We start from the raw sequence: 19,456 nt of genomic DNA on the forward strand, positions 1-19,456 counted from the left end.
CTTTTGATTTAGGCATATCGGTCATATAAGTTGGTGTAGACCAATCTAATTTACCATATTTTCTTAGCCATACAAGAACGGTGCTGCGACCTTGAATACCATAGTGTTTTTGAGCTTGTTTATACGTAAAGTCGCCTTTTTCTACCAGCTCAACAATGGATAGTTTAAAGCCCAATGTATAATCTCGTTGAGTACGCTTAGTGCCTTTAGTTTCGGTGGTCTTCATAAATAAGTCCTAAATGTGTAAACACATTTCAGGACAAGACAAAATACAGTCATGAAAAGCCCGCTTAATTGCGGGCTTCTTGTATCATCATTCTTCGTTTTATTAAGTCCAAGCCTTGTGGCAAAACCGAAAACACAATCATCAATAACATAATTGCATATTGCCAACTTGCATACTGCTCGTTAATTAATATTCCTGCACATAAAATACCGGCAATTGGGTTGGCTATAGTGCCAAAAGTAAATTCAACTACTGACATTCGCCCTAATAACCAAACATATAGAATGTAAGCCAAAGCAGTATTAGGGACCACCAACCAAAATAACGCCAGCCATTGCGTGGTATTTATTGATGCAGTTAAAAATTGATACTGCTGAGGAGTAAAATAAAAAGCTTGCACCATAGCCGCCATTGCTAGCAAACTGCCACCAATGATTAGCTGCCACGTAAGTACCGTCCACCAGTGTACTTTAGCAGTTACTTTTTTTACCAGCGTACTGCCTATAACAATGGTTAATAGCGCCCCTATCAGTGCCAAAACTCCCAATACATTAAGCGCAACATGTTGTGGATCAAATAAACGCCATGCTAAAACGACTAAAGCAAGCGCACAAAAGCTTTGCACTAGCGCTGGCTGTTGTCGCTTTACAAGCCATGCATATAATAATGCAATCACAGGGACAGATACCATTCCAACGCCTGCAATAGCTGCAGGTAGGTTAATTGCCATTACAAAAATAAAGCTAAAAAATAACGCAATATTAATTGTGCCGATTAGAAAAATGCCTGGCCATTGTTTAGCCGTTGGCCAAGAAGGTTTAAACAGCAACAACAATAAACCGGCAGGCAATGACCGTATAGCACCGAGTAAAATAGGTGGCCAGTCGGGTGTTGCATACTTAGTTACCGCATACGTAGTGCCCCATAAAAAAGCAGGGATCATGGCGAGGAGGATATTCATTTCATTCCTTTGTATATTTAAGAAATGCAAGGTTAAAACCTTAACTTGGGTTGAGGTCAATATGTGAAAATATATTTATTCTAAAGAAAGTAGCTTTGGATTACCTTTTCGCTTATGCCTACCGTAGTAAGCAATGCCCTAGCAACCAAAAGTAATTACCCTCACTTTTTTCTTTATTAAATGTGGGTATTTACTAAACATTTTTAACGCTATTTTACCTTTCAATACACCCATTAAATTTGAAATTGGCCCCTTTGGGGGCACTTAACGACTAAATGTACGTTGTCTATATGTAGATTTAGCCCAACAACTTTCACCCAAGCTGTTCATATTAGACCTGTATACAGCTCTAATCACTTTATTTTCAAGAATACTAAATCTATATTTAGGTGTCTAAACTATATGATTTTGGCATAGCGAATACACATTCGGTGCTTTTTCGTATCTGATCATGCTTTTTCCTGTTTTGACTTGGCTAAAAACCAACTACGGAATTAACTTGAGTACTTTTTACAGGCAAAGAATATTTAATGATAACCAGCTACTCAAGTAGTTGAAGCAGGGGCTTAAAATAAAAAAGGCACTAATTTGAAATAGCGCCTTTCTTATTATTTAATTACTTGGTTGAAGTTAAATTGCGTCTTCGTCTTCTTCCGCAGTACGGATACGCACAACGCGTTCAACATCAGTTACAAAAATCTTACCATCGCCTATCTTACCAGTTTGCGCCGTTTTCACAATAACTTCAATCGCACGGTCAACATCTTCATCACCAAGTACTATATCTAATTTTACCTTTGGTAAAAAATCAACCATATATTCTGCACCGCGATATAGCTCAGTATGCCCTTTTTGACGACCAAAGCCTTTTACTTCGCTTACTGTCATACCTGTAATACCGACTTCTGACAAAGCTTCACGCACATCGTCCAGTTTGAACGGCTTAATAATTGCTTCTATTTTCTTCATTTTTTATTGCTACTTTAAATTCTTATTGAGTCGATTTTAGACAATCCTGCTGTTCATAGCAAACAAAGCAATTGAATAACGGGGATTTAATCACCAACAATGGTATCATTAACTAAAATATAATAATCACAAAAATATTACATCCGCTATCGGCGTTAGTTAATCACAATTTGATCTGTACTTAGAGGTGTAGAATGAAAAAAATACAACGCGGCTTTACACTTTTAGAGCTGATGGTCACTATTTCAATAGTCGGCATCATCGCTGCTATTGCATTTTGGAACAGCAGCAATATGTTAGAAGAAAACCAAGCTGAAAATTATTTGTTGGACTTAAAACGCACCCTTACTTTTGCCAGAGCGAAAGCGACAAGTACTGACGCCCTCGTTGTTGTATGTAGTGGCGATTCCAGCAATATTGCAAACAACAAGCGCGTCCCCTGCACTAACAGCTGGACATCTGGGACAGTATTTGTGTTCTATGACAGTAACAGCAATGGCGTACAAAACCCAAAACAAGGAGATGTGATCTTAAGAGCTCTTGACGAAATCCCTGATAATAGTCGTCTTAGCTTCTCAGGTGACAAATCGATTATATTTGATGCCAGTGGTCGCATTACAACGGCAGCGGGCACCTTTGTTTACTGCCCTAATAATGACAATGAAAACAATAAAGCGCTTACCATCACGCAGTCTGGCACTACGCTTTATAATGGCGATACCGACAGTAAGTGCAATTAATTAAGCAGATCACCTTGCATCTAAAATAGGGTCAGCTAAGTTTAATATAACTGTCACAATTCAGGTCTTCATGGATGAAGGTTATTCGCAACAAGCAAAGTCAGGGCACCTCTTTAATCGAGAGCATGGTGGTATTAAGTATCATTGCGATAATGTGCCATATCGCGCTATATAACTATCAGCCATTAATCATCGAAAACAGACTAGACAACCACATAGCAAAAATTAATCGAGCCGTTGGGCTTTCGCGATTAAGTGCGGTTTCGCACGGTTCAAACGTGACCTTATGTGCACTTAAGCACAATAAATGCGAAGCAAACCAATGGCACAAAGAGCTAACCGTATTCACAGATTCAAATAAGTTAGGTGTACTTGACGACGATGATGTTGCTCTTTTAAATGTTGATGCAACACACCTACAAGATAAACTAACTTACCCTAGAACGTATTTAACATTTCGTAACGATGGAACACCTATGGGCTTTCATAATGGTACGTTTGTTTACTGCCCCGAATACGAAAAAGCAAGCCACGCAGGGCTTGCTATATCGATAAGTTACACAGGCAGAACAAAAATAAGAAATACAGAAAAGTGCTTAGAGTAAAGCTATTCTCATTCTTAATTCCCCCAGCATTTAGCACTATTAGTACTAGGTGTTGCTGTTTTAAGGCCCGCGTCGTTAATAACGAAAGTTTTGCATTCATCATCTTTTAAAGGTGGCCCGTCAGCGGGGGTCGCCTCAAAGCTAAAAGTACCTGCATCGTTATCCACTTCAACAGTAATTGTATAAAAGCCATGCTCAGTTGGCGATACAACACCTAGATTATCTAAATCATTGGTGTATTCTCGGTTATCAACAAAGAATTGCTCCTGTCTGTTTGCAGCATCCAGCAAGGTCGTTATAGCCTCTGTGCGTGCCGTTCGCTTAACATGTTCAAAATAACTCGGTATGGCGACAGAAGCTATAATGCCTACAATCGCAACCGCTATCATTAGCTCAATGAGCGTGAACCCTTGTTGTTTACTTGTCTTTATTATCATTCACTTCTCGCTTATATATGAAAGTCTGCTGGGTATTAAAGCCAAAACCGATAGGAACTGCACTGTCAACCAAATCAATATTGCCATCTTCATCGAATGAAATGCCAGGTCCTTTTATTTTTTTCGGAATAAACGGATTTTGTGCACTTAAATCAGAGCTGTCACTCTCTTTTATACCTGGCCCAATCATTAAAAATTGGCTTGTTGTTTCTACCTTTTTATTCTTATCATTTCCTCCATCTTCTCCGTCATCGCCCATACCGTCACAATACCCATTAGAGTTACTATCGACACAACTATCAGCACTACCAAAATAAAGTTGAGGGGTATCTGGCACGTCATTACTTGTTGTAAATCTTAACTGATCATACACTTTAGTCCCATAGTGCAAATGAAAGGCATACAATGAACCGGAACCGCCAGTTAATGAACATTGATTAATGGTTTCTGTGGCTGAAGCTGGCGTGTAACTAGTGTAATAAGCAACTCCCCCAACCACTGTAGCAGCCGCTAGAGACTTTTCACCGCTAGCGGGCAAATCATAGTACCAGCCAGATTGCTTACTTAACTTTATTTCATTTTTAACAAACGTGTCGATATCGTCCAGAGAATTACCAAAAGGGTCATCATTGACATTCATTAAATCTGAAACAGTGATTGTATCTGGAATATCTAAACCCTTAAATGACTTGGTTAGCGTATTTACATCTCTAATCATATAGAGCTGATCTTTAGTAACAGTGCCAATTGGATTTGAGCGATTACCACTGCCAACTAAAACAGCATCAAATGGCGTGTCTTTTCGAGTAACAATCGTTTTTCCATTATAGGTTGTGTTCGTCACCTTGCTATACATAGTGCGAGCAATCATGGGTTTATAAAAGAAACGTCTATCAAGCGCATTCGTTGAACCATTTAGTTTTGCGAACTCAAAATGACTCCACTCACTTGTTTTGTTGCTTGGCATGTCAACTCGCCAAATGCTGCCGCTAGTATCTGTTGCATAAATACGATCAATATAACCATCGTAATCTGAATCCAGTGGAGTTACTGACGCTGCAATGCTATTTTTACCTTTAAAGCCTTTTTTAGGGGTTAATTCCCATAACAAGGTACCGTCAGAGGCTTTTACGATATAAATACCGCGACCTTTGCTATCATCTCCAAGTATTACGGTATCTTTATTAATATCGTAACCAGCTCCAAATATTAGCACAGGCTCATCACCAAATGCTTTTATAAAAGAAACCGTCGGTGCAGACCATGTTTGCGCTAACTCAGTGAAGCTCCCAGTGCCTCCCTGGATTGGCCCACCCCACATTAAACTTGGGTTATCTGGATCGGTAATATTTAAACCATAATAGTTATTACCTCCACGACGCATGCCAAAGAAAGCCCACACTTTATCGCTACCGTTTACGATGCCATCACGGTTTGAGTCATCAAAATAGATCGTAATTGGGCCATCAACACCGTATTTTTTAGTATCGGCAGCATTTTTACGAATGGGGTCAATAATGCCATACAGGCTACTGGGTATGAACGCCCAACTTTCACTGACTGTGTTACCACTGTCTTTGAACATATGTAAAAACCCAGCGTTAGTGCCAATAAGAATTCTTACATCGTCATTGCCATAGTCAACTGTAACAGGTTTAGAATGTAAAGGATCACCAAAGATATCTAGCCGTTGGTCGCTGCTTGAAGCGTCTCCATCTTCGTTATCTACATCTATGCCTCGGGCCCAATCAATCGTGTTTTTAAGTTCACCCTGATCAACACCAAATGCTTTAGCCGCTTTAGCATCACCACCATAAGCTGATGATACTGCATTCTTATTAAATGCGATAAGCCCCGCGGTTCCTGCATCCGTGTATAAATTGCGACCACTATTTGCGGTAGTTGAAAGCATCAAGTTAACCCCGCCATTTTCAACTGAATTACCATCTGCAGCAGCAGTACTAGGTAACCAAAATGTGCGTGCACCTTTATCAATTAAACCTTCCGAGTTAAGAGCTTGCAGGTTTGCAGAGTCAATAATTTGAGTGCCTGAAACTTTAAGCTTTTTTAAATTACCACGCCAACGAGCGCCACTGTCAGGGTAAAACATTGCGTAGTAGATAGAATCACGACTACGTGTTTGGTCAACATTATTACTGGCAATTGAAGGTGAGGTAAATGTGTCGTTTACTTCGCGAATACGCGTAATGGTATTTTTAAGTGCTTCAGATAATTGCTCTGCTGTGTCTGCGTGCAAATATTGCCCACCACCATACTTTGCTGCTTCAGATAATAAGTTTTTACCTGCGTTACTCATCCCGGTACCAAAACCAATTGGGTAGATTCGACCGAATTCACGCGTTTTCGTTGTGGGTGAATATAAGTCAATCTCTACGTCTTTTGTTCCATTGATCACCTTAGACAGTGCGGTTAAATAGCTGTTACTCACTACAGGTGGGTTGGCAGTAAAATAATAATTGTGTAAATTCTTAATATCGCTATTTCTGTTTGAATCGCTGGTTGGGTCGCCATCAGTCATCAAAATAATGTTAATACTGTTATCACAGCGCAGTGGCTCACCAGTAATTGGCTTAAATGGAGACTTATAAATACCAGAAGACTCTGCTGTATAATCCCTGTCAGTAGTATTTCCACCATAATAGACGCCTTGACCTGTGATATAAAGGTAGGCTTCCCACAAAGTCTCGGTAAGCGGTGTACTTCCGCTTGCAGGCAAATTATCTACTTTATCAAGTAGAAAAGATTTTGTTGCCCCTAACTTTGCTAAGACATAACCACCAGCACTGCCATTAAAGCGCATAAGACCAAACTCAATATCATCGTTATCACTAATTAACTGCGTGATCGCTTTTTTCGCAACGCCTAATCGAGTGTCATCACACTCAGCTCGATAGTATCCACTTCTAACGATATAACACTGCTCCTTCCAAGTGTAAGTATCTAAGCTTTTAAAACAATCTCCACGTTCAAACTTATTTTTTTTCACTCTTCTATAGCAAGTTTGGCTTTTGCCATCAACCACACTCCACGCCATACTCCCCGATGTATCAAACACAAGTAACACCCGTGGTTTTTCATCGAGCTCAACCTCATGATTTACATATAACTCGATATCTTCAGCCACACTAAAAAAACTAAAGCACGCAAAAACAATATATACCGACTTAATAATTAACTGTTTTATCTTCATTTTTAATCTCACTTAACCGCCAGTATTTAGGCTAGCCATTTGCTGTGCTATTCCAGTGGTTACCGTTATGGTGTGCTTACTCTTTGAACCATAAGTAATCGTTGAATTTATTTGAATCATGTTACATGCAATGCCCGCTGTGAAGTCATAATCTCGCGGACAAGGCAGATCAAGCGCGCCATTATTAAGGTTACTTAATTCACTCGCTGTGTCGTCAATTTGTGTGAGTGGGATTGAACCGTCTGGAATTTGCGCTTGTGTAAACAATAACTTACTTGTTCCACCTTTTTGCGCCTCTGTCGCAATTACCTTTTGTACATTCCCCATTAAGATATTCTCAGCTTCTTCTCGCTCTAATGCAGCGTTGGTAATTTTTATATCAACACTTGCACTGCTCATCAGCGTAACTGCAATGCCTGTCACAGCAACGACCATAATAAGCGCAGCAATTAAAACAACACCGCGTTGGTTGTTTGCTAAGGTTAAATTCGCCATTGACTAGCTCCTACATTGTTTAAGCGTATCGTGGTGGTAAACAAAGCCCGACGAAAACGATCATTGAACTTCAAAACGCGTTGATTTGCATCTTCACCTAAGGTGTATGTTTGATTCACTTGATTAAGGTCAGCATCTGGCTGGAGTGATCTTACTAACAGAAACACCTGAACAGTTAAAATGCCACGGCGATTTTCCCAGTCTGATGCTGTCATATTTTCAACACTACGATATGTATCGATTCGGCTGTCAAAGTTAGTATCTAAACCAAACAAAAAGCGCATATTTTCAACACCTTCCATAATAGTTTCGGTGATCATCCCCCCTTTAGGGGTTAGCCTTTTACGCATCAACACGGGGATTGTTAGATCTTGCTTATTTACCTTATAAGTCTGTTCATCAATGTAATATACGTGATGACGATACCGCCACACGGTTGAGTTTGGGTTGGCTGGATTAGCAGGACCGCGAGTAAACTCCCCCCACTCTTGCTGAGCAATAAAATAATAATTGCCGTTGTTATTTTGTACAGCATCTGTGGTGTCTATTTGCAACCCTTCTAAAAACTTGAGCTGCAAAACATCAGTATTATCTTGTGCGTTTGAAATACAATTTAGCTGGGCACCACCGCTTGATTCAATAGCATAAATAAGTCGGAAATTAGAATTAACACTATTATCTGGGAAACTTTTATTATTCAGCCCTTCGGTGCAATCCCCGGCCGGGTTACTAGCACTGCCTGCAACAATTGTATTGTCTGCTGAAAATGAATCTTCATAAAACGTGCCCCAAAAACCAATTTGTTCTATATCGCGCTGCATTATACTCAAAGCCAAGCGGCCAGTTTCCTGTAATTCACCGATGGTCATGGTGTCTCGGGTGGTTACTTTCATACTCACGTAAGTAAACATGACGCCACCTAATACTAAGCCACCTACAAATAAAGCGACCATCATCTCAACTAGAGTAAACCCTTTTTGCTTCATTTAAGATGCCCTCAAATACATAAAACTTGTTAGCACAACGACTCTGCGCTTTTTATTGTTGGCACCACATTTAATCGCTGCGGTGTCACCAGTAGCAGTATATTCTTGGCGCCCTTGCCAACTAATGATTACTTCAAGGTTAAATGCGTTACTGCCCCTTGCAGCATCAGCTTGGTTGTTAATACACACTGTTGCATCATCAAGCGCACCTGTGTTCTCACGTGCTTGAATTGCGCGAATCCATTGTTGCTTATCAAGTGCTGCAATTTCAGCGGCCGTACACACATTTGAATAGCAGCGTAACTGTTTGTTTAATTTGTCATCACTTGTAAAGTTACCATTATAGCGCGCTGTTAATCCTGCATCGTCATTTGCACGCATCCGCTGAATAATATCATTGCCAAGTGCTATTGCTGCTGAGCGCTGCATAGCATCAAAGCTTGCTTGCTTTGCTTTTGCCTGCAATGCCACTGCACCCAATAGTCCAAAGCTTAAAATTATAAACGCAATTAACACTTCCACTAAAGTGAAACCGCGTATCGATTTAGGTGATAAATTAGACATAATAGCGCCAAAAAAATTACTTACAGTAAGATTAATTGACCTTATTTGAAATACAAGAGGTAGGTAGATGAGCGGTAGATTTAACTGATAAACGGTACTTAACCTGAACTCTGGTTAAGAGATATACTAATGTATTGATATTAANNATTTATTATCCAGAGTTCAGGTTACTTAAGATAGAAAAGATTTAACAACTTTATATTCACGCCTACTCACTACCAATTCGTGTGCACAACCATTAATTTGTACTGTATGTGTTCCATCGCTATGTGTTTTTAATGCCGAAATTCGTTCTTTATTCGCCAGTACTTTACGATGAGTCCTCAAGAAGGAGGATGGATAGTCTTGTTCTATTTGCTTTAAACTTTGATCGATTAATGCCTCCCCTCCACTAAATACTATACGGGTATATTTATCCTCAGCAGACAGAAAATATACATCTTGAATTTGGACTGTTTTAATAGTGCCGCCACTTTGATAGCTGATTGATTTAGATCTTTGGGCTTGAAGATGCGCCCGATTTAACCGGCCTAACTGGGCAGTTAGCTTTTCAACTGAATCTTTGGTAACAGGCTTAACTAAATACCCAACTGCTGATAATTGCAGTGCATCTAGTGCATGCTCAGGGTGTGCAGTAATAAATACAACTGCTGGCGGAAGAGTAAACTCATTCAGTTTTTCAGCCACTTCTAAACCACTCATTTGGGGCATATCAATATCTAAAAATACAATGTCAGGACTAAAAGAATTGGCCAACTCCAGCGCTTCTTGACCATTACAGGCTTGTTCAAAAGCTGAATATTCACTCATATTACTTAGCAAGCGCTGAACTCTTATTCTCGCTAACGGTTCGTCATCTACTATCAGTGCCTTCATACTTTCCTCTCACTGAACAACGGAAGTACCAGCTTAACTCTAAAGGTCGAATTGCGAGCACTTATATTCAATGTAGCTCTACCTTTATAATACAAGTTTAAACGCTGACGAATATTATCAAGTGCCATGCCATTTCCTGTACGCTCATGCTCTGTTGTTGGTATCTGGTTTTCAACTATAAACGTGATGGACTGCTTACTCACATTTGATAGAACATTTATTTGCGAACCTTTTGAAAATGGCTCTACCCCGTAACAAATTGCATTTTCGATTATCGGCTGCAACGTTAAACAAGGAATACTGATATCAGGAAGTGAACCTGGCAATTCCCAATTCACTTTTAATCGTTCACCAAAACGCCAACTTTCAAGACTAATATATTGCTTCGTCAGAGCTATTTCATCTTGTAGTGTTACTCCTTTACCTGCTTTGAGAGCTGCTTGTGATAATGCAGCTAACGCTAAAATAGCATTCTCTGCTGCGTCTGGATCGCACTGTGTTAGCTCTGCAGCGGTATTGAGACTATTATATAAAAAATGTGGACGAATACGGGCTTGCAATGCATCTAGCTCTGCTCTTGCAAGTGATTGTGTTTGCTTGTGTTTTTCAAAATATATTGTCAGAAATTGAACAAATAAACAGGCAACTAAAAATACAATCAACAAATTATGAGATACAAATATCCATGGCTTTGCAATATCGACGATACCGTCAATCATGGTTATAGCTAATATACTCATTAGTATGGTAGTCATAATTAATGACAAAAATAAGCTTATGCTTTGTACAAGTTGAGAATGCCTACTCAGTAGGTTACGTGTTAGATAAAGCGCACTCAGGCTAAGTAGAAAGGTAAGTTGTATAAAAAGGCTGATAATTCCAAGACGAACCCAAGTACCATGTGATGCTGTGGGGGCAAAGGCAAGTATCGTTGCAATAACTTGGCCAACCACTAACGTAGCAAGTACACCTCTTTCAGTAAAAAGAGGTCCAAAAAGCAACGCATTGGGTTGCATTGACTTGCTCATTGGACCTTCTCCTTTGCATATTTACGTAATTAACGTAACTCCACAGGTACAGCGAATACGATATTTTCCTCTTCGCCTGGATTTTCTATTACCTGTTTGCCACCGAGTTCTTTTAAACGACTAATAACTTGTTGTACAAGCACCTCAGGAGCTGATGCGCCTGCTGTAACACCAACGCTATTTGTACCGTCAAACCATGCATCTTCAACACTGCTTGCATCGTCAATCAAATAAGCCACTGTGCCCATTTTATCAGCAAGTTCACGTAAGCGATTAGAGTTTGAGCTGTTTTTGGCACCCACAACTAAAAGCACATCTACTTTATCTGCTAGGTCACGCACAGCATCTTGACGATTTTGTGTGGCATAACATATGTCATCTTTTCTTGGACCATCAATGACAGGGTACTTAACACGAAGTGCGTCAATAACATCAGCAGTGTCATCAACCGAGAGCGTTGTTTGGCTACAGTAAAATAAATTATCGGGGTTTTTAACTGTTAGGTTAGCGACATCCTCAACAGTTTCGACAAGATAGATACCGCCTTCACTGTTGCCATATTGCCCCATTGTGCCTTCAACTTCGGGGTGCCCATGATGGCCAATAAGCACACATTCAGTCCCCTTTCTACTTGCACGAGTTACTTCCATATGCACTTTAGTAACAAGTGGGCAGGTTGCATCAAATACTTTTAATTCTCGACGCTTAGCCTCGCTGCGAACAGCTTGCGATACACCGTGAGCACTAAAGATAACAATACTGTCGTCGGGCACTTGATCGAGTTCTTCAACAAACACCGCGCCGCGCCGCTTTAAACCATCCACTACATAACGGTTATGAACAACTTCATGACGTACATAAATTGGTTTTTCAAAAATATCCAGCGCGCGTTCTACAATGCTAATAGCACGGTCAACACCGGCACAAAAACCACGCGGGTTAGCTAATAAAATATCCATTAATCACTTACCTTAGCCGTATTATCAACTTCTAAAATTTCCACTTCAAAAGTCAGTTTCTGACCTGCAAGAGGGTGATTAAAGTCGATAGTAACTGACTCGCCTTGCACTTCACGAACAAGTCCTGGTAACTCGGTACCATCAGGTTGAGTAAACGCAATAATAGAACCAACAGTCGCAGGAGTCTCAGAACCAAATTTGCTACGGTCAACATAATAAATGTTATCTGGGTTTGGCTGACCAAACGCGTCTTCAGGCTCTAGTTCAAATGATTTACTATCGCCTGGTGCTAAACCAAATAAACACTTTTCAAAATTAGCAGTTAAGCTACCATCCCCCATCACAAGCTTTGCTGGCTTGTTATGGACCTTGGTCGAGTCAGCCGCAGAGCCATCAGATAGCTTTATTGAAAAATGAAAAATGACTTCTGAGTTTTCAGTAATAACTGTTTGGCTCATGCTTTATGCTCCTTTGGACTTTCGCCAGTAAAGGCATCAAATAATAACAACGCAGCACCGACACAAATTGCGCTATCAGCAATATTGAACGCAGGGAAGTGCCAGTTTTCATAATAGAAATGTAAAAAGTCGATAACGTAGCCGTAATACATACGATCGTAAAGATTACCTATCGCACCAGCTAATACTAAAGAATAAGCACCACACAAGACTTTATTTGATGCAGGCAAGCGCTTTAACCACCAAATTAATAGTGCGCTAATCGTGATTGCGATTGCACTTAAAAACCAACGCTGCCAACCGCTTTCGTCACTCAAAAAACTAAATGCCGCACCGTAGTTATGTACATAAGTTAGATTAAAAAACGGTAAGATATCAATTGAATCTCTAAGATTCATAGTATTCACGACCAGTGTTTTACTAGCGAAGTCTGCTACTAAAAATAGCAGACTCAACCAAAGCCACACTAAACCACTTTTTTGGGCTAGCTTGCTCACTTACTACTCCTATGCGAATTGACGAGTTTCGCCTTCGCCATCTACGTTGCTTACACAACGACCACAGATTTCAGGATGAGCAGGATTACTTCCTACATCATCACAGTAATGCCAACAACGTTCACATTTTTGTGCATCCGTTGCCGCAACGCTAATGTATAACCCTTCGATTTCAGTTGCATGAGTCTCATCAGGCTGTGCATCGACTACTGTAACCGTTACCTTTGATGTTAATAATACAAAGCGTAACTCATCACCTAAAGCGGCTAGCTTTTGAGCAAGTTCAGCTGTCGTATAAATGCTTACATCTGCTTGCAATGTTGCACCTATAGTTTCTTCTTTACGTGCAGCTTCTAGAACGCGGTTCACTTCATCACGAACAGTTAAGATAGTGAGCCAATCATCATTGCTAAACTGACCTTCACTTACTGTCTCTAAGCCATCATACCAAACCGACGTAAACACGTATTGCCCACGTTCACCAGGTAAAGCTTCCCAAATTTCTTGAGCTGTAAAGCTCATTATTGGTGCCATCCAGCGCGTCATTGCCTCTGCAATATGATAAAGCGCAGTTTGACAAGAACGACGAGCGTGGCTGTCACTTTTAGCTGTGTATTGACGGTCTTTGATTACATCCAAGTAGAACGAACCAAGCTCACCTGTACAGAAGTTCATCAGCTTTTGCGTCACTTGTAGCATTTGGTAGCTATCATAAGCCGTGACAATTTCATCTTGTAGCTGTGCCGCACGACTCACAATCCAACGGTCAAGCTCAACCATGTCTTCAATAGCAACTTGATCTGTTTTTGGATCAAAGCCACTTAAGTTAGCCAATAAGTAGCGGCTGGTGTTACGAATGCGACGGTAACGATCTGCTGAACGCTTAAAAATTTCATCAGAGACGGTCATTTCAGCAGTGTAATCCGTTGAAGCAACCCACAAGCGTAAAATATCAGCGCCTAGTTTGTTCATCACATTTTGCGGAGAAATAACATTGCCTAATGATTTTGACATCTTACGACCATTCTCATCCACGGTGAAACCGTGCGTAAGTACTTGGCGATAAGGTGCATGACCATTAATTGCAACTGACGTCATCATTGATGACATAAACCAACCTCGATGCTGATCCGATCCCTCTAGGTATAAATCAGCTGGGCCAGTTAACTCTTCACGCGCATCAACAACACAAGCATGTGTCACGCCTGAGTCAAACCATACATCAAGTGTATCTTGCACTTTCATGTATTGCTGAGCATCAGCTTCACCTAATAGTGTTGCAGGGTCTAAGTCATACCAAGCTTGAATACCTGATTTTTCAACCAGTTTAGCAGCTTCTTCAATCAGTGATTGCGTATTAGGGTGCAATGCACCGGTGTCTTTGTCTACGAATAACGCGATTGGCACACCCCAAGTACGTTGGCGTGAAATACACCAGTCAGGGCGCCCTTCTACCATGTTTGCAATGCGGCTTTCGCCCCACTCAGGTAACCACTGGGTATTTTTAATTTCAGATAACGAGTCTTGACGCAAATTAGCCTGATCCATGCTGACAAACCACTGAGGTGTTGCACGGAAAATAATCGGCGTTTTATGACGCCAGCAATGCGGGTAGCTATGCGTTAGTGCATGGTGATGCATTAGTGCATTACGCTCAGTAAGCACATCTATAACGCTCGCATTAGCTTTAAATACATGCTGACCTGCAAATAACTCTGTATCAGGTAGATATACGCCATTAGCACCCACCGGATTGGCAACTTCTAGGCCGTACTGTAAACCTGCCACGAAATCTTCCTGACCATGTCCTGGTGCTGTATGAACAATACCTGTACCAGAATCTGTGGTTACGTGTTCAGCAACAATAACAGGCACGTTAAAGTCATAAAATGGATGCGCAACGTGTAAGTTCTCAATTGCAGCACCTTTTACATAACCCAAAACGTGGTAATGATTAAAGCCATAACGGTCCATGGCATCTTTGACAAGCTCTGAGCCTAAGATCAAACGCTGCTGCGCGCCTTCATCGTCAACTTGAACAAGGGCATACTCTAGGTCAGCATGAACAGCAACAGCTCGGTTAGCTGGTAGCGTCCATGGTGTTGTTGTCCAGATAGCTGTACTTACCGTACCAGTACCTTCATGACCTGCTTTTAAATCAAATGCGTTCACGACCGCGGCTTGATCAGTAAACTCAAAGCGTACGTCAATAGCGGGTGATTGTTTATCTTGGTATTCTACTTCTGCTTCAGCTAATGCTGAACCACAATCTGTACACCAATGAACCGGCTTTGCGCCTTTGTGTAAATGGCCTTTTTCGATAATGCGACCAAGCACGCGAATAGCGTTGGCTTCAAAATCAAAATTCATTGTTAAGTAAGGTTTATCCCAATCGGCAAAAACACCTAAGCGTTTAAAATCAACCTTTTGGCCTTCAACTTGCTTTTTAGCGTAAGCACGGCATTTTTCACGAAATTCGCTCGCAGTTACTTTAACGCCAGGCTTACCAACTTTCTTCTCAACCATTAGTTCAATTGGAAGACCATGACAGTCCCAACCTGGTACATAAGGGGCATCGAAGTCAGACAACGTTTTTGCCTTAACAATAATGTCTTTTAATATTTTATTAACTGAATGGCCTAAATGGATATCGCCGTTCGCATACGGAGGACCGTCATGCAAAATAAAAGTTTTCTTACCTTTTTTAGCGTTGCGAATTTGACCGTATAGGTCGTCTTCATACCATGTTTTAAGCATTTTTGGTTCACGTTGTGCCAAATTGCCGCGCATTGGAAACATTGTTTCCGGTAAATTCAAAGTATGTTTGTAGTCGCTCATTAATCCTACTTTCCGTATCGGCTACCTAATTTAAACCAAAACACTGTTTAGCGGCAGCAACATCAGTTGCTATTTGTGCCGTCAATTGTGTTAATGTCTCGAATTTTTGCTCATCGCGAAGTTTTTTTATTAACTCCACATGCATAAACTGTCCGTAAATATCTTGCGCAAAACTAAATAAATGTACCTCTAATAATGCGCGTGTTCCATTAAATGTGGGCTTGTTACCAATGTTTGCAACCCCATGCAGTGTTTTATCACCCAGTGTTATTTGCACTGCAAACACCCCGTTTACAGGGCATACTTGGCGCTTTAAAGCTATGTTAGCAGTTCTAAAGCCAAGCTCTCGACCACGTTTCCAACCATGAATAACTCGCCCTGAAATAGCGTAGTTATGACCAAGCATTAATTTTGCTTGCCCAAGTTCACCGTTAGCCAATGCTTCACGTATTAATGTGCTGCTTACTCTAGCATTTAATTGACGAAAACTCGCAGTGCTTTTCACGTCCATTTGCGCAGCTTCACCCATTTGGGTAAGTAACTTAAAGTTACCTCTACGCTGTTTACCAAATCTAAAGTCATCACCCACAGTTAATGCTTTTACGCCTAACTTATTAATCAAAATTTCACTAACAAACTGCTCTGCTTGCATATTCGCAAATTGTTGATTAAAACTAATACAAATAACGCGTTCAATACCAAGATTATCTAGCAGCTTAAGTTTATCACGTAAACGTGTAAGTCGAGCAGGTGCGTTATTTTTTGCAAAAAACTCTTGCGGCTGGGGTTCGAATAACATCACTGTGCTTGGCAAATTATGCTTTTTAGCGTCTTTCAGCAAGCCTTTTAAAACTTCGGCATGACCTAAATGAACACCATCAAAATTACCAATGGTTAATACACAGCCGTTATGCTGCGTACGAATGTTGTAAATACCTCTAATTAACTCCATACCACCTAATTGCCTTTGCTAACCCGCCCGAAAATTTATTTCAGCCGTAGAATGGCCGATTATAATCTTTTTTTTAATTTGATTCAGTAGTTGCTACGTTTTTTATCGTATTTAGTCTTACACCTAGCAAAAACATCGACAAGAAATAGGCAACCCCTGCTAGCGCTAATAGGCTGCATAGTAAAACAACTTGTTGACTAAAGTGCCACTCACGCCATAAAAACTGGTTTGAAATATACCAAACACTCAATCCCATGACCGCACTAGAAATAAGACACTTCACGGTAAACCAACTACTAAAACTTGAAAAGCTGTATACTTTTTCTTTCTTTAATTGTCTATATAGCAAGTAAGCATTGCAACTAGCGGACATTGAAGTGGCCAAAGCAAGCCCCAAATAACCAATAAATGGGGCAAGCATTATATTGAAAACCATATTAAGTACGAGCGTAATAATACCAATTCGAACGGGGGTTTTGGTATCTTGGCGAGCATAAAAACCTGGCGCTAGAATTTTAATCAACATAAAGCTCACCAGGCCAACCGAATAAGCTGTAACGCCCAAGCTTACCGCGTGCACATGGTCAACCTCACCATTTTTAAAAGCACCATGATCGAACAACACTGAAATAATTAACGGGCTAATAAGTATTAAGCCAATCATTGCGGGCAGACCTAAAAAAATTACAAATCGTACCCCCCAATCCAGTGTATGCTGAAAATCACCACTACTTTTAGTGCTATGTAACTTAGATAACGCAGGTAAGATGACTGTGGCTATACCAATGCCAAACAGCCCTAGCGGGAACTCAATCAATCGGTCTGAGTAATACAGCCATGCGATAGAACCGGTCATCAATAGCGAGGCAATCAGGGTATCGAGTAGTAAATTGATTTGGCTAATAGAAACACCAAACAACGCTGGAATCATCAGTTTACGTACTTTCTTTACATTGCTATCTTGCCAAGCCCAGCGGGGCTTACTAAGCATTTTTGCGCGATACAAAAACGGCAGTTGAAACAATAATTGCACGACCCCACCAACAAACACGCCAATGGCAAGTGAATACGCTCCAACGTTAAATTTATCGTGCAACAACATAGCACAACTAATGATTGAAATATTAAGTAACACAGGTGTAAATGCAGCAACAGCAAAACGATTGTAGACATTCATAACTGCACCACTTAATGCCACTAAACTTACAAAAAATAAGTAAGGGAATGTCCACTTTAACAATTCACTGGCAAGAATGAACTTTTCACCGTCGGGGTTGCCTTGATACCAATCGATAAACCAACCGGCTCCAAATAACCCTGCAATCACGGGTGAAGCGATAACACCTAACACTGTGACGATTAATAAAATGGTTCCTAGTGTGCCTGCGGCCTGAGCAACAAAAAGCCTGACTTTATCATCGCCCTGTTGCTCTTTAATATCAGACAATACAGGCACAAATGCTTGGGCAAAGGCACCTTCTGCAAACAAGCGACGTAAAAAGTTAGGTATTCGATTAGCAAATAAAAATACATCTGCGGCAGCATTAGCACCCAGTAAATTTGCTACAACGGCATCACGCACAAGACCTAAAACACGCGAAATCATGGTCATTGCACTTACAATCATACCTGAACGAAATAATCCTTTTGCCACACTAAAACCTGCTTAAAAACCAATGAGAAAGTTAATTATGCCACAGTCTTTTTTATAAATCGCTCTAAAGCACTAGGCTCAGTGCATGGGCTTTGTTACAATAGGGATATTAACTGCTAGAGCGGCAAATTGATGTTCGTTACAAAGGAGCAGTTTTTCTTGTTTTGTCAATTTTTTATTGACAATCATGATTAAAAAAGGCATATTCCACGGCCTTTAAATTAAGCTTATTTTAAGATTGTTAGGAGCAAACCTTGGCTAACATCAAGTCTGCAAAAAAACGCGCTATCACTAGCGAAAAAAACCGTCAGCATAACGCAAGCCGTCGTTCAATGATGCGTACATACTTCAAAAAAGTAGTTGTTGCTATTGAAGCGGGCGACAAGGAAGCTGCACAGCAAGCTTTCGCAGTTGCTACACCAATTTTAGACCGTTACGCAACTAAAGGTCTAATTCACAAAAACAAAGCTGCTCGTCATAAGAGCCGTTTAGCTGCTAAGATCAAAGCACTATAATTTGTTTTTGTAGAATATAAAAAACCGGCCTTGGCCGGTTTTTTTGTATCTGAATCAGGCTATTTCAAGGTCTGGATAAAACTTTTTCAGCATGGCTGCTATTTTCTTTGGTGTAAAAGGTTTAACTACAAACCCCTTTGCTCCCTTATCAATAGCGTCTTTAACGTTCTCAACTGTTGAGTGTGCTGAAACCATCACAACATTCGAAGCGGGATTGATTTCATTTATCTTCGCAATTATTTCTTTGCCATCGCCATCTGGCAACTCAATGTCTAAAAAAATAATATTGTAATCGGCCTCTTGGCAAGCGCTAATGCATTGGGCTGCTGTAGACGCTTCTCTTACCTTCTCTATCCCTAAATGCATAAGTGTTTGATGCAAAAAGCTACGAACCGTACCTACATCATCGACTATTAAAATTGAAAGCTGCGCATTCATACTTGATCCCCATAGGCTATCCGCTAGGTTTAAGTTATTATACTTAA

General features: G+C 40.5%; 20 protein-coding genes and 1 pseudogene. 3 read left to right on the forward strand and 18 right to left on the reverse strand.

Annotation, left to right across the window (positions count from 1 at the left end):
- The 4 genes and pseudogenes from C7Y70_RS07005 to glnB form a co-directional block, all read right to left on the reverse strand.
- The coding region (locus C7Y70_RS07005) for a helix-turn-helix domain-containing protein (RefSeq protein WP_135473963.1) at nt 1-226 on the reverse strand (226 nt) is incomplete at its 3' end.
- A gap of 64 nt (nt 227-290) precedes the next feature.
- Complete coding sequence (locus C7Y70_RS07010; protein ID WP_135473965.1) at nt 291-1,187, reverse strand: EamA family transporter; 897 nt, start codon at nt 1,185-1,187, stop codon at nt 291-293.
- 80 nt (nt 1,188-1,267) lie between these two features.
- Nucleotides 1,268-1,640: pseudogene (tnpA, locus tag C7Y70_RS07015) on the reverse strand (IS200/IS605 family transposase).
- 177 nt (nt 1,641-1,817) lie between these two features.
- Complete coding sequence (gene glnB, locus C7Y70_RS07020) at nt 1,818-2,156, reverse strand: nitrogen regulatory protein P-II (RefSeq protein ID WP_058559912.1); 339 nt, start codon at nt 2,154-2,156, stop codon at nt 1,818-1,820.
- 194 nt (nt 2,157-2,350) lie between these two features.
- Here glnB and C7Y70_RS07025 point away from each other — a divergent pair, with 194 nt between their 5' ends.
- Together C7Y70_RS07025 and C7Y70_RS07030 are read left to right on the forward strand one after the other, a co-directional pair.
- Nucleotides 2,351-2,896, forward strand: a complete 546-nt coding sequence (locus C7Y70_RS07025) for a GspH/FimT family pseudopilin (protein ID WP_099297870.1) — start codon at nt 2,351-2,353, stop codon at nt 2,894-2,896.
- A gap of 74 nt (nt 2,897-2,970) precedes the next feature.
- On the forward strand, nt 2,971-3,501 hold the full coding sequence (locus C7Y70_RS07030) for a GspH/FimT family pseudopilin (protein ID WP_099297872.1): 531 nt from the start codon (nt 2,971-2,973) through the stop codon (nt 3,499-3,501).
- A gap of 14 nt (nt 3,502-3,515) precedes the next feature.
- Here C7Y70_RS07030 and C7Y70_RS07035 read toward each other — a convergent pair whose 3' ends face one another.
- The 13 genes from C7Y70_RS07035 to murJ form a co-directional block, all read right to left on the reverse strand.
- The gene (locus C7Y70_RS07035; protein WP_099297874.1) at nt 3,516-3,938 is read right to left on the reverse strand and encodes a type IV pilin protein; all 423 of its coding nucleotides are present in this window, start codon (nt 3,936-3,938) and stop codon (nt 3,516-3,518) included.
- Nucleotides 3,919-7,149 carry a PilC/PilY family type IV pilus protein gene (locus C7Y70_RS07040; protein ID WP_135473967.1) on the reverse strand — a complete coding sequence of 1,077 codons (3,231 nt, stop codon included), beginning with the start codon at nt 7,147-7,149 and terminating at the stop codon, nt 3,919-3,921. The genes C7Y70_RS07035 and C7Y70_RS07040 overlap by 20 nt, the downstream gene beginning before the upstream one ends.
- Before the next feature lie 12 nt (nt 7,150-7,161).
- A complete protein-coding gene (locus C7Y70_RS07045) occupies nt 7,162-7,644 on the reverse strand; it encodes a pilus assembly protein PilX (protein WP_099297878.1) in 483 nt (160 codons plus the stop codon).
- Nucleotides 7,632-8,630: a PilW family protein gene (locus tag C7Y70_RS07050; RefSeq protein WP_099297880.1), complete on the reverse strand. Its 999-nt coding sequence runs from the start codon at nt 8,628-8,630 to the stop codon at nt 7,632-7,634. Before C7Y70_RS07050 ends, C7Y70_RS07045 begins: the two co-directional genes overlap by 13 nt.
- Nucleotides 8,631-9,194 carry a type IV pilus modification protein PilV gene (gene pilV, locus C7Y70_RS07055; RefSeq protein ID WP_099297882.1) on the reverse strand — a complete coding sequence of 188 codons (564 nt, stop codon included), beginning with the start codon at nt 9,192-9,194 and terminating at the stop codon, nt 8,631-8,633. It abuts the gene before it with no gap.
- Nucleotides 9,195-9,365: 171 nt separating this feature from the next.
- Nucleotides 9,366-10,070 carry a LytTR family DNA-binding domain-containing protein gene (locus C7Y70_RS07060; RefSeq protein WP_135473969.1) on the reverse strand — a complete coding sequence of 235 codons (705 nt, stop codon included), beginning with the start codon at nt 10,068-10,070 and terminating at the stop codon, nt 9,366-9,368.
- Nucleotides 10,067-11,098 carry a histidine kinase gene (locus C7Y70_RS07065; RefSeq protein WP_099294588.1) on the reverse strand — a complete coding sequence of 344 codons (1,032 nt, stop codon included), beginning with the start codon at nt 11,096-11,098 and terminating at the stop codon, nt 10,067-10,069. The genes C7Y70_RS07060 and C7Y70_RS07065 overlap by 4 nt, the downstream gene beginning before the upstream one ends.
- A 29-nt stretch (nt 11,099-11,127) precedes the next feature.
- Nucleotides 11,128-12,057: a 4-hydroxy-3-methylbut-2-enyl diphosphate reductase gene (gene ispH / locus C7Y70_RS07070; RefSeq protein WP_135473971.1), complete on the reverse strand. Its 930-nt coding sequence runs from the start codon at nt 12,055-12,057 to the stop codon at nt 11,128-11,130.
- Nucleotides 12,057-12,515 (reverse strand): FKBP-type peptidyl-prolyl cis-trans isomerase, encoded by a 459-nt coding sequence (gene fkpB / locus C7Y70_RS07075; protein WP_135473973.1) that lies wholly within the window; start codon nt 12,513-12,515, stop codon nt 12,057-12,059. The genes ispH and fkpB overlap by 1 nt, the downstream gene beginning before the upstream one ends.
- Nucleotides 12,512-13,012: a signal peptidase II gene (gene lspA, locus C7Y70_RS07080; protein WP_099294582.1), complete on the reverse strand. Its 501-nt coding sequence runs from the start codon at nt 13,010-13,012 to the stop codon at nt 12,512-12,514. Before lspA ends, fkpB begins: the two co-directional genes overlap by 4 nt.
- 9 nt (nt 13,013-13,021) lie before the next feature.
- On the reverse strand, nt 13,022-15,850 hold the full coding sequence (gene ileS / locus C7Y70_RS07085; RefSeq protein WP_135473975.1) for an isoleucine--tRNA ligase: 2,829 nt from the start codon (nt 15,848-15,850) through the stop codon (nt 13,022-13,024).
- 25 nt (nt 15,851-15,875) lie between these two features.
- Nucleotides 15,876-16,802, reverse strand: a complete 927-nt coding sequence (gene ribF / locus C7Y70_RS07090) for a bifunctional riboflavin kinase/FAD synthetase (RefSeq protein ID WP_135473977.1) — start codon at nt 16,800-16,802, stop codon at nt 15,876-15,878.
- Between the two features lie 73 nt (nt 16,803-16,875).
- Nucleotides 16,876-18,456, reverse strand: coding sequence for a murein biosynthesis integral membrane protein MurJ (murJ, locus tag C7Y70_RS07095; RefSeq protein ID WP_280953825.1), 1,581 nt, complete (start codon nt 18,454-18,456; stop codon nt 16,876-16,878).
- A 254-nt stretch (nt 18,457-18,710) separates the two neighbouring features.
- Here murJ and rpsT point away from each other — a divergent pair, with 254 nt between their 5' ends.
- Nucleotides 18,711-18,971 (forward strand): 30S ribosomal protein S20, encoded by a 261-nt coding sequence (gene rpsT / locus C7Y70_RS07100; RefSeq protein WP_016708897.1) that lies wholly within the window; start codon nt 18,711-18,713, stop codon nt 18,969-18,971.
- Between the two features lie 54 nt (nt 18,972-19,025).
- On the opposite strand, the gene C7Y70_RS07105 is transcribed toward rpsT, so the two are convergent.
- Nucleotides 19,026-19,409 (reverse strand): response regulator, encoded by a 384-nt coding sequence (locus C7Y70_RS07105; protein ID WP_099294576.1) that lies wholly within the window; start codon nt 19,407-19,409, stop codon nt 19,026-19,028.
- Nucleotides 19,410-19,456 lie beyond the last annotated feature (47 nt).

The organism is Pseudoalteromonas sp. KS88, from assembly GCF_004766475.1.
GTDB lineage: Bacteria > Pseudomonadota > Gammaproteobacteria > Enterobacterales > Alteromonadaceae > Pseudoalteromonas.

What these genes read in the sequence shown, in the direction of transcription:
- fkpB (WP_135473973.1), bottom strand. Translation starts at nt 12,515, where the DNA reads ATGAGCCAAACAGTTATTACTGAAAACTCAGAAGTCATTTTTCATTTT.
- C7Y70_RS07045 (WP_099297878.1), bottom strand. Translation starts at nt 7,644, where the DNA reads ATGGCGAATTTAACCTTAGCAAACAACCAACGCGGTGTTGTTTTAATT.
- ispH (WP_135473971.1), bottom strand. Translation starts at nt 12,057, where the DNA reads ATGGATATTTTATTAGCTAACCCGCGTGGTTTTTGTGCCGGTGTTGAC.
- C7Y70_RS07065 (WP_099294588.1), bottom strand. Translation starts at nt 11,098, where the DNA reads ATGAGCAAGTCAATGCAACCCAATGCGTTGCTTTTTGGACCTCTTTTT.
- ribF (WP_135473977.1), bottom strand. Translation starts at nt 16,802, where the DNA reads ATGGAGTTAATTAGAGGTATTTACAACATTCGTACGCAGCATAACGGC.
- C7Y70_RS07025 (WP_099297870.1), top strand. Translation starts at nt 2,351, where the DNA reads ATGAAAAAAATACAACGCGGCTTTACACTTTTAGAGCTGATGGTCACT.
- C7Y70_RS07030 (WP_099297872.1), top strand. Translation starts at nt 2,971, where the DNA reads ATGAAGGTTATTCGCAACAAGCAAAGTCAGGGCACCTCTTTAATCGAG.
- ileS (WP_135473975.1), bottom strand. Translation starts at nt 15,850, where the DNA reads ATGAGCGACTACAAACATACTTTGAATTTACCGGAAACAATGTTTCCA.
- C7Y70_RS07050 (WP_099297880.1), bottom strand. Translation starts at nt 8,630, where the DNA reads ATGAAGCAAAAAGGGTTTACTCTAGTTGAGATGATGGTCGCTTTATTT.
- C7Y70_RS07105 (WP_099294576.1), bottom strand. Translation starts at nt 19,409, where the DNA reads ATGAATGCGCAGCTTTCAATTTTAATAGTCGATGATGTAGGTACGGTT.
- glnB (WP_058559912.1), bottom strand. Translation starts at nt 2,156, where the DNA reads ATGAAGAAAATAGAAGCAATTATTAAGCCGTTCAAACTGGACGATGTG.
- C7Y70_RS07040 (WP_135473967.1), bottom strand. Translation starts at nt 7,149, where the DNA reads ATGAAGATAAAACAGTTAATTATTAAGTCGGTATATATTGTTTTTGCG.
- pilV (WP_099297882.1), bottom strand. Translation starts at nt 9,194, where the DNA reads ATGTCTAATTTATCACCTAAATCGATACGCGGTTTCACTTTAGTGGAA.
- C7Y70_RS07060 (WP_135473969.1), bottom strand. Translation starts at nt 10,070, where the DNA reads ATGAAGGCACTGATAGTAGATGACGAACCGTTAGCGAGAATAAGAGTT.
- C7Y70_RS07035 (WP_099297874.1), bottom strand. Translation starts at nt 3,938, where the DNA reads ATGATAATAAAGACAAGTAAACAACAAGGGTTCACGCTCATTGAGCTA.
- C7Y70_RS07010 (WP_135473965.1), bottom strand. Translation starts at nt 1,187, where the DNA reads ATGAATATCCTCCTCGCCATGATCCCTGCTTTTTTATGGGGCACTACG.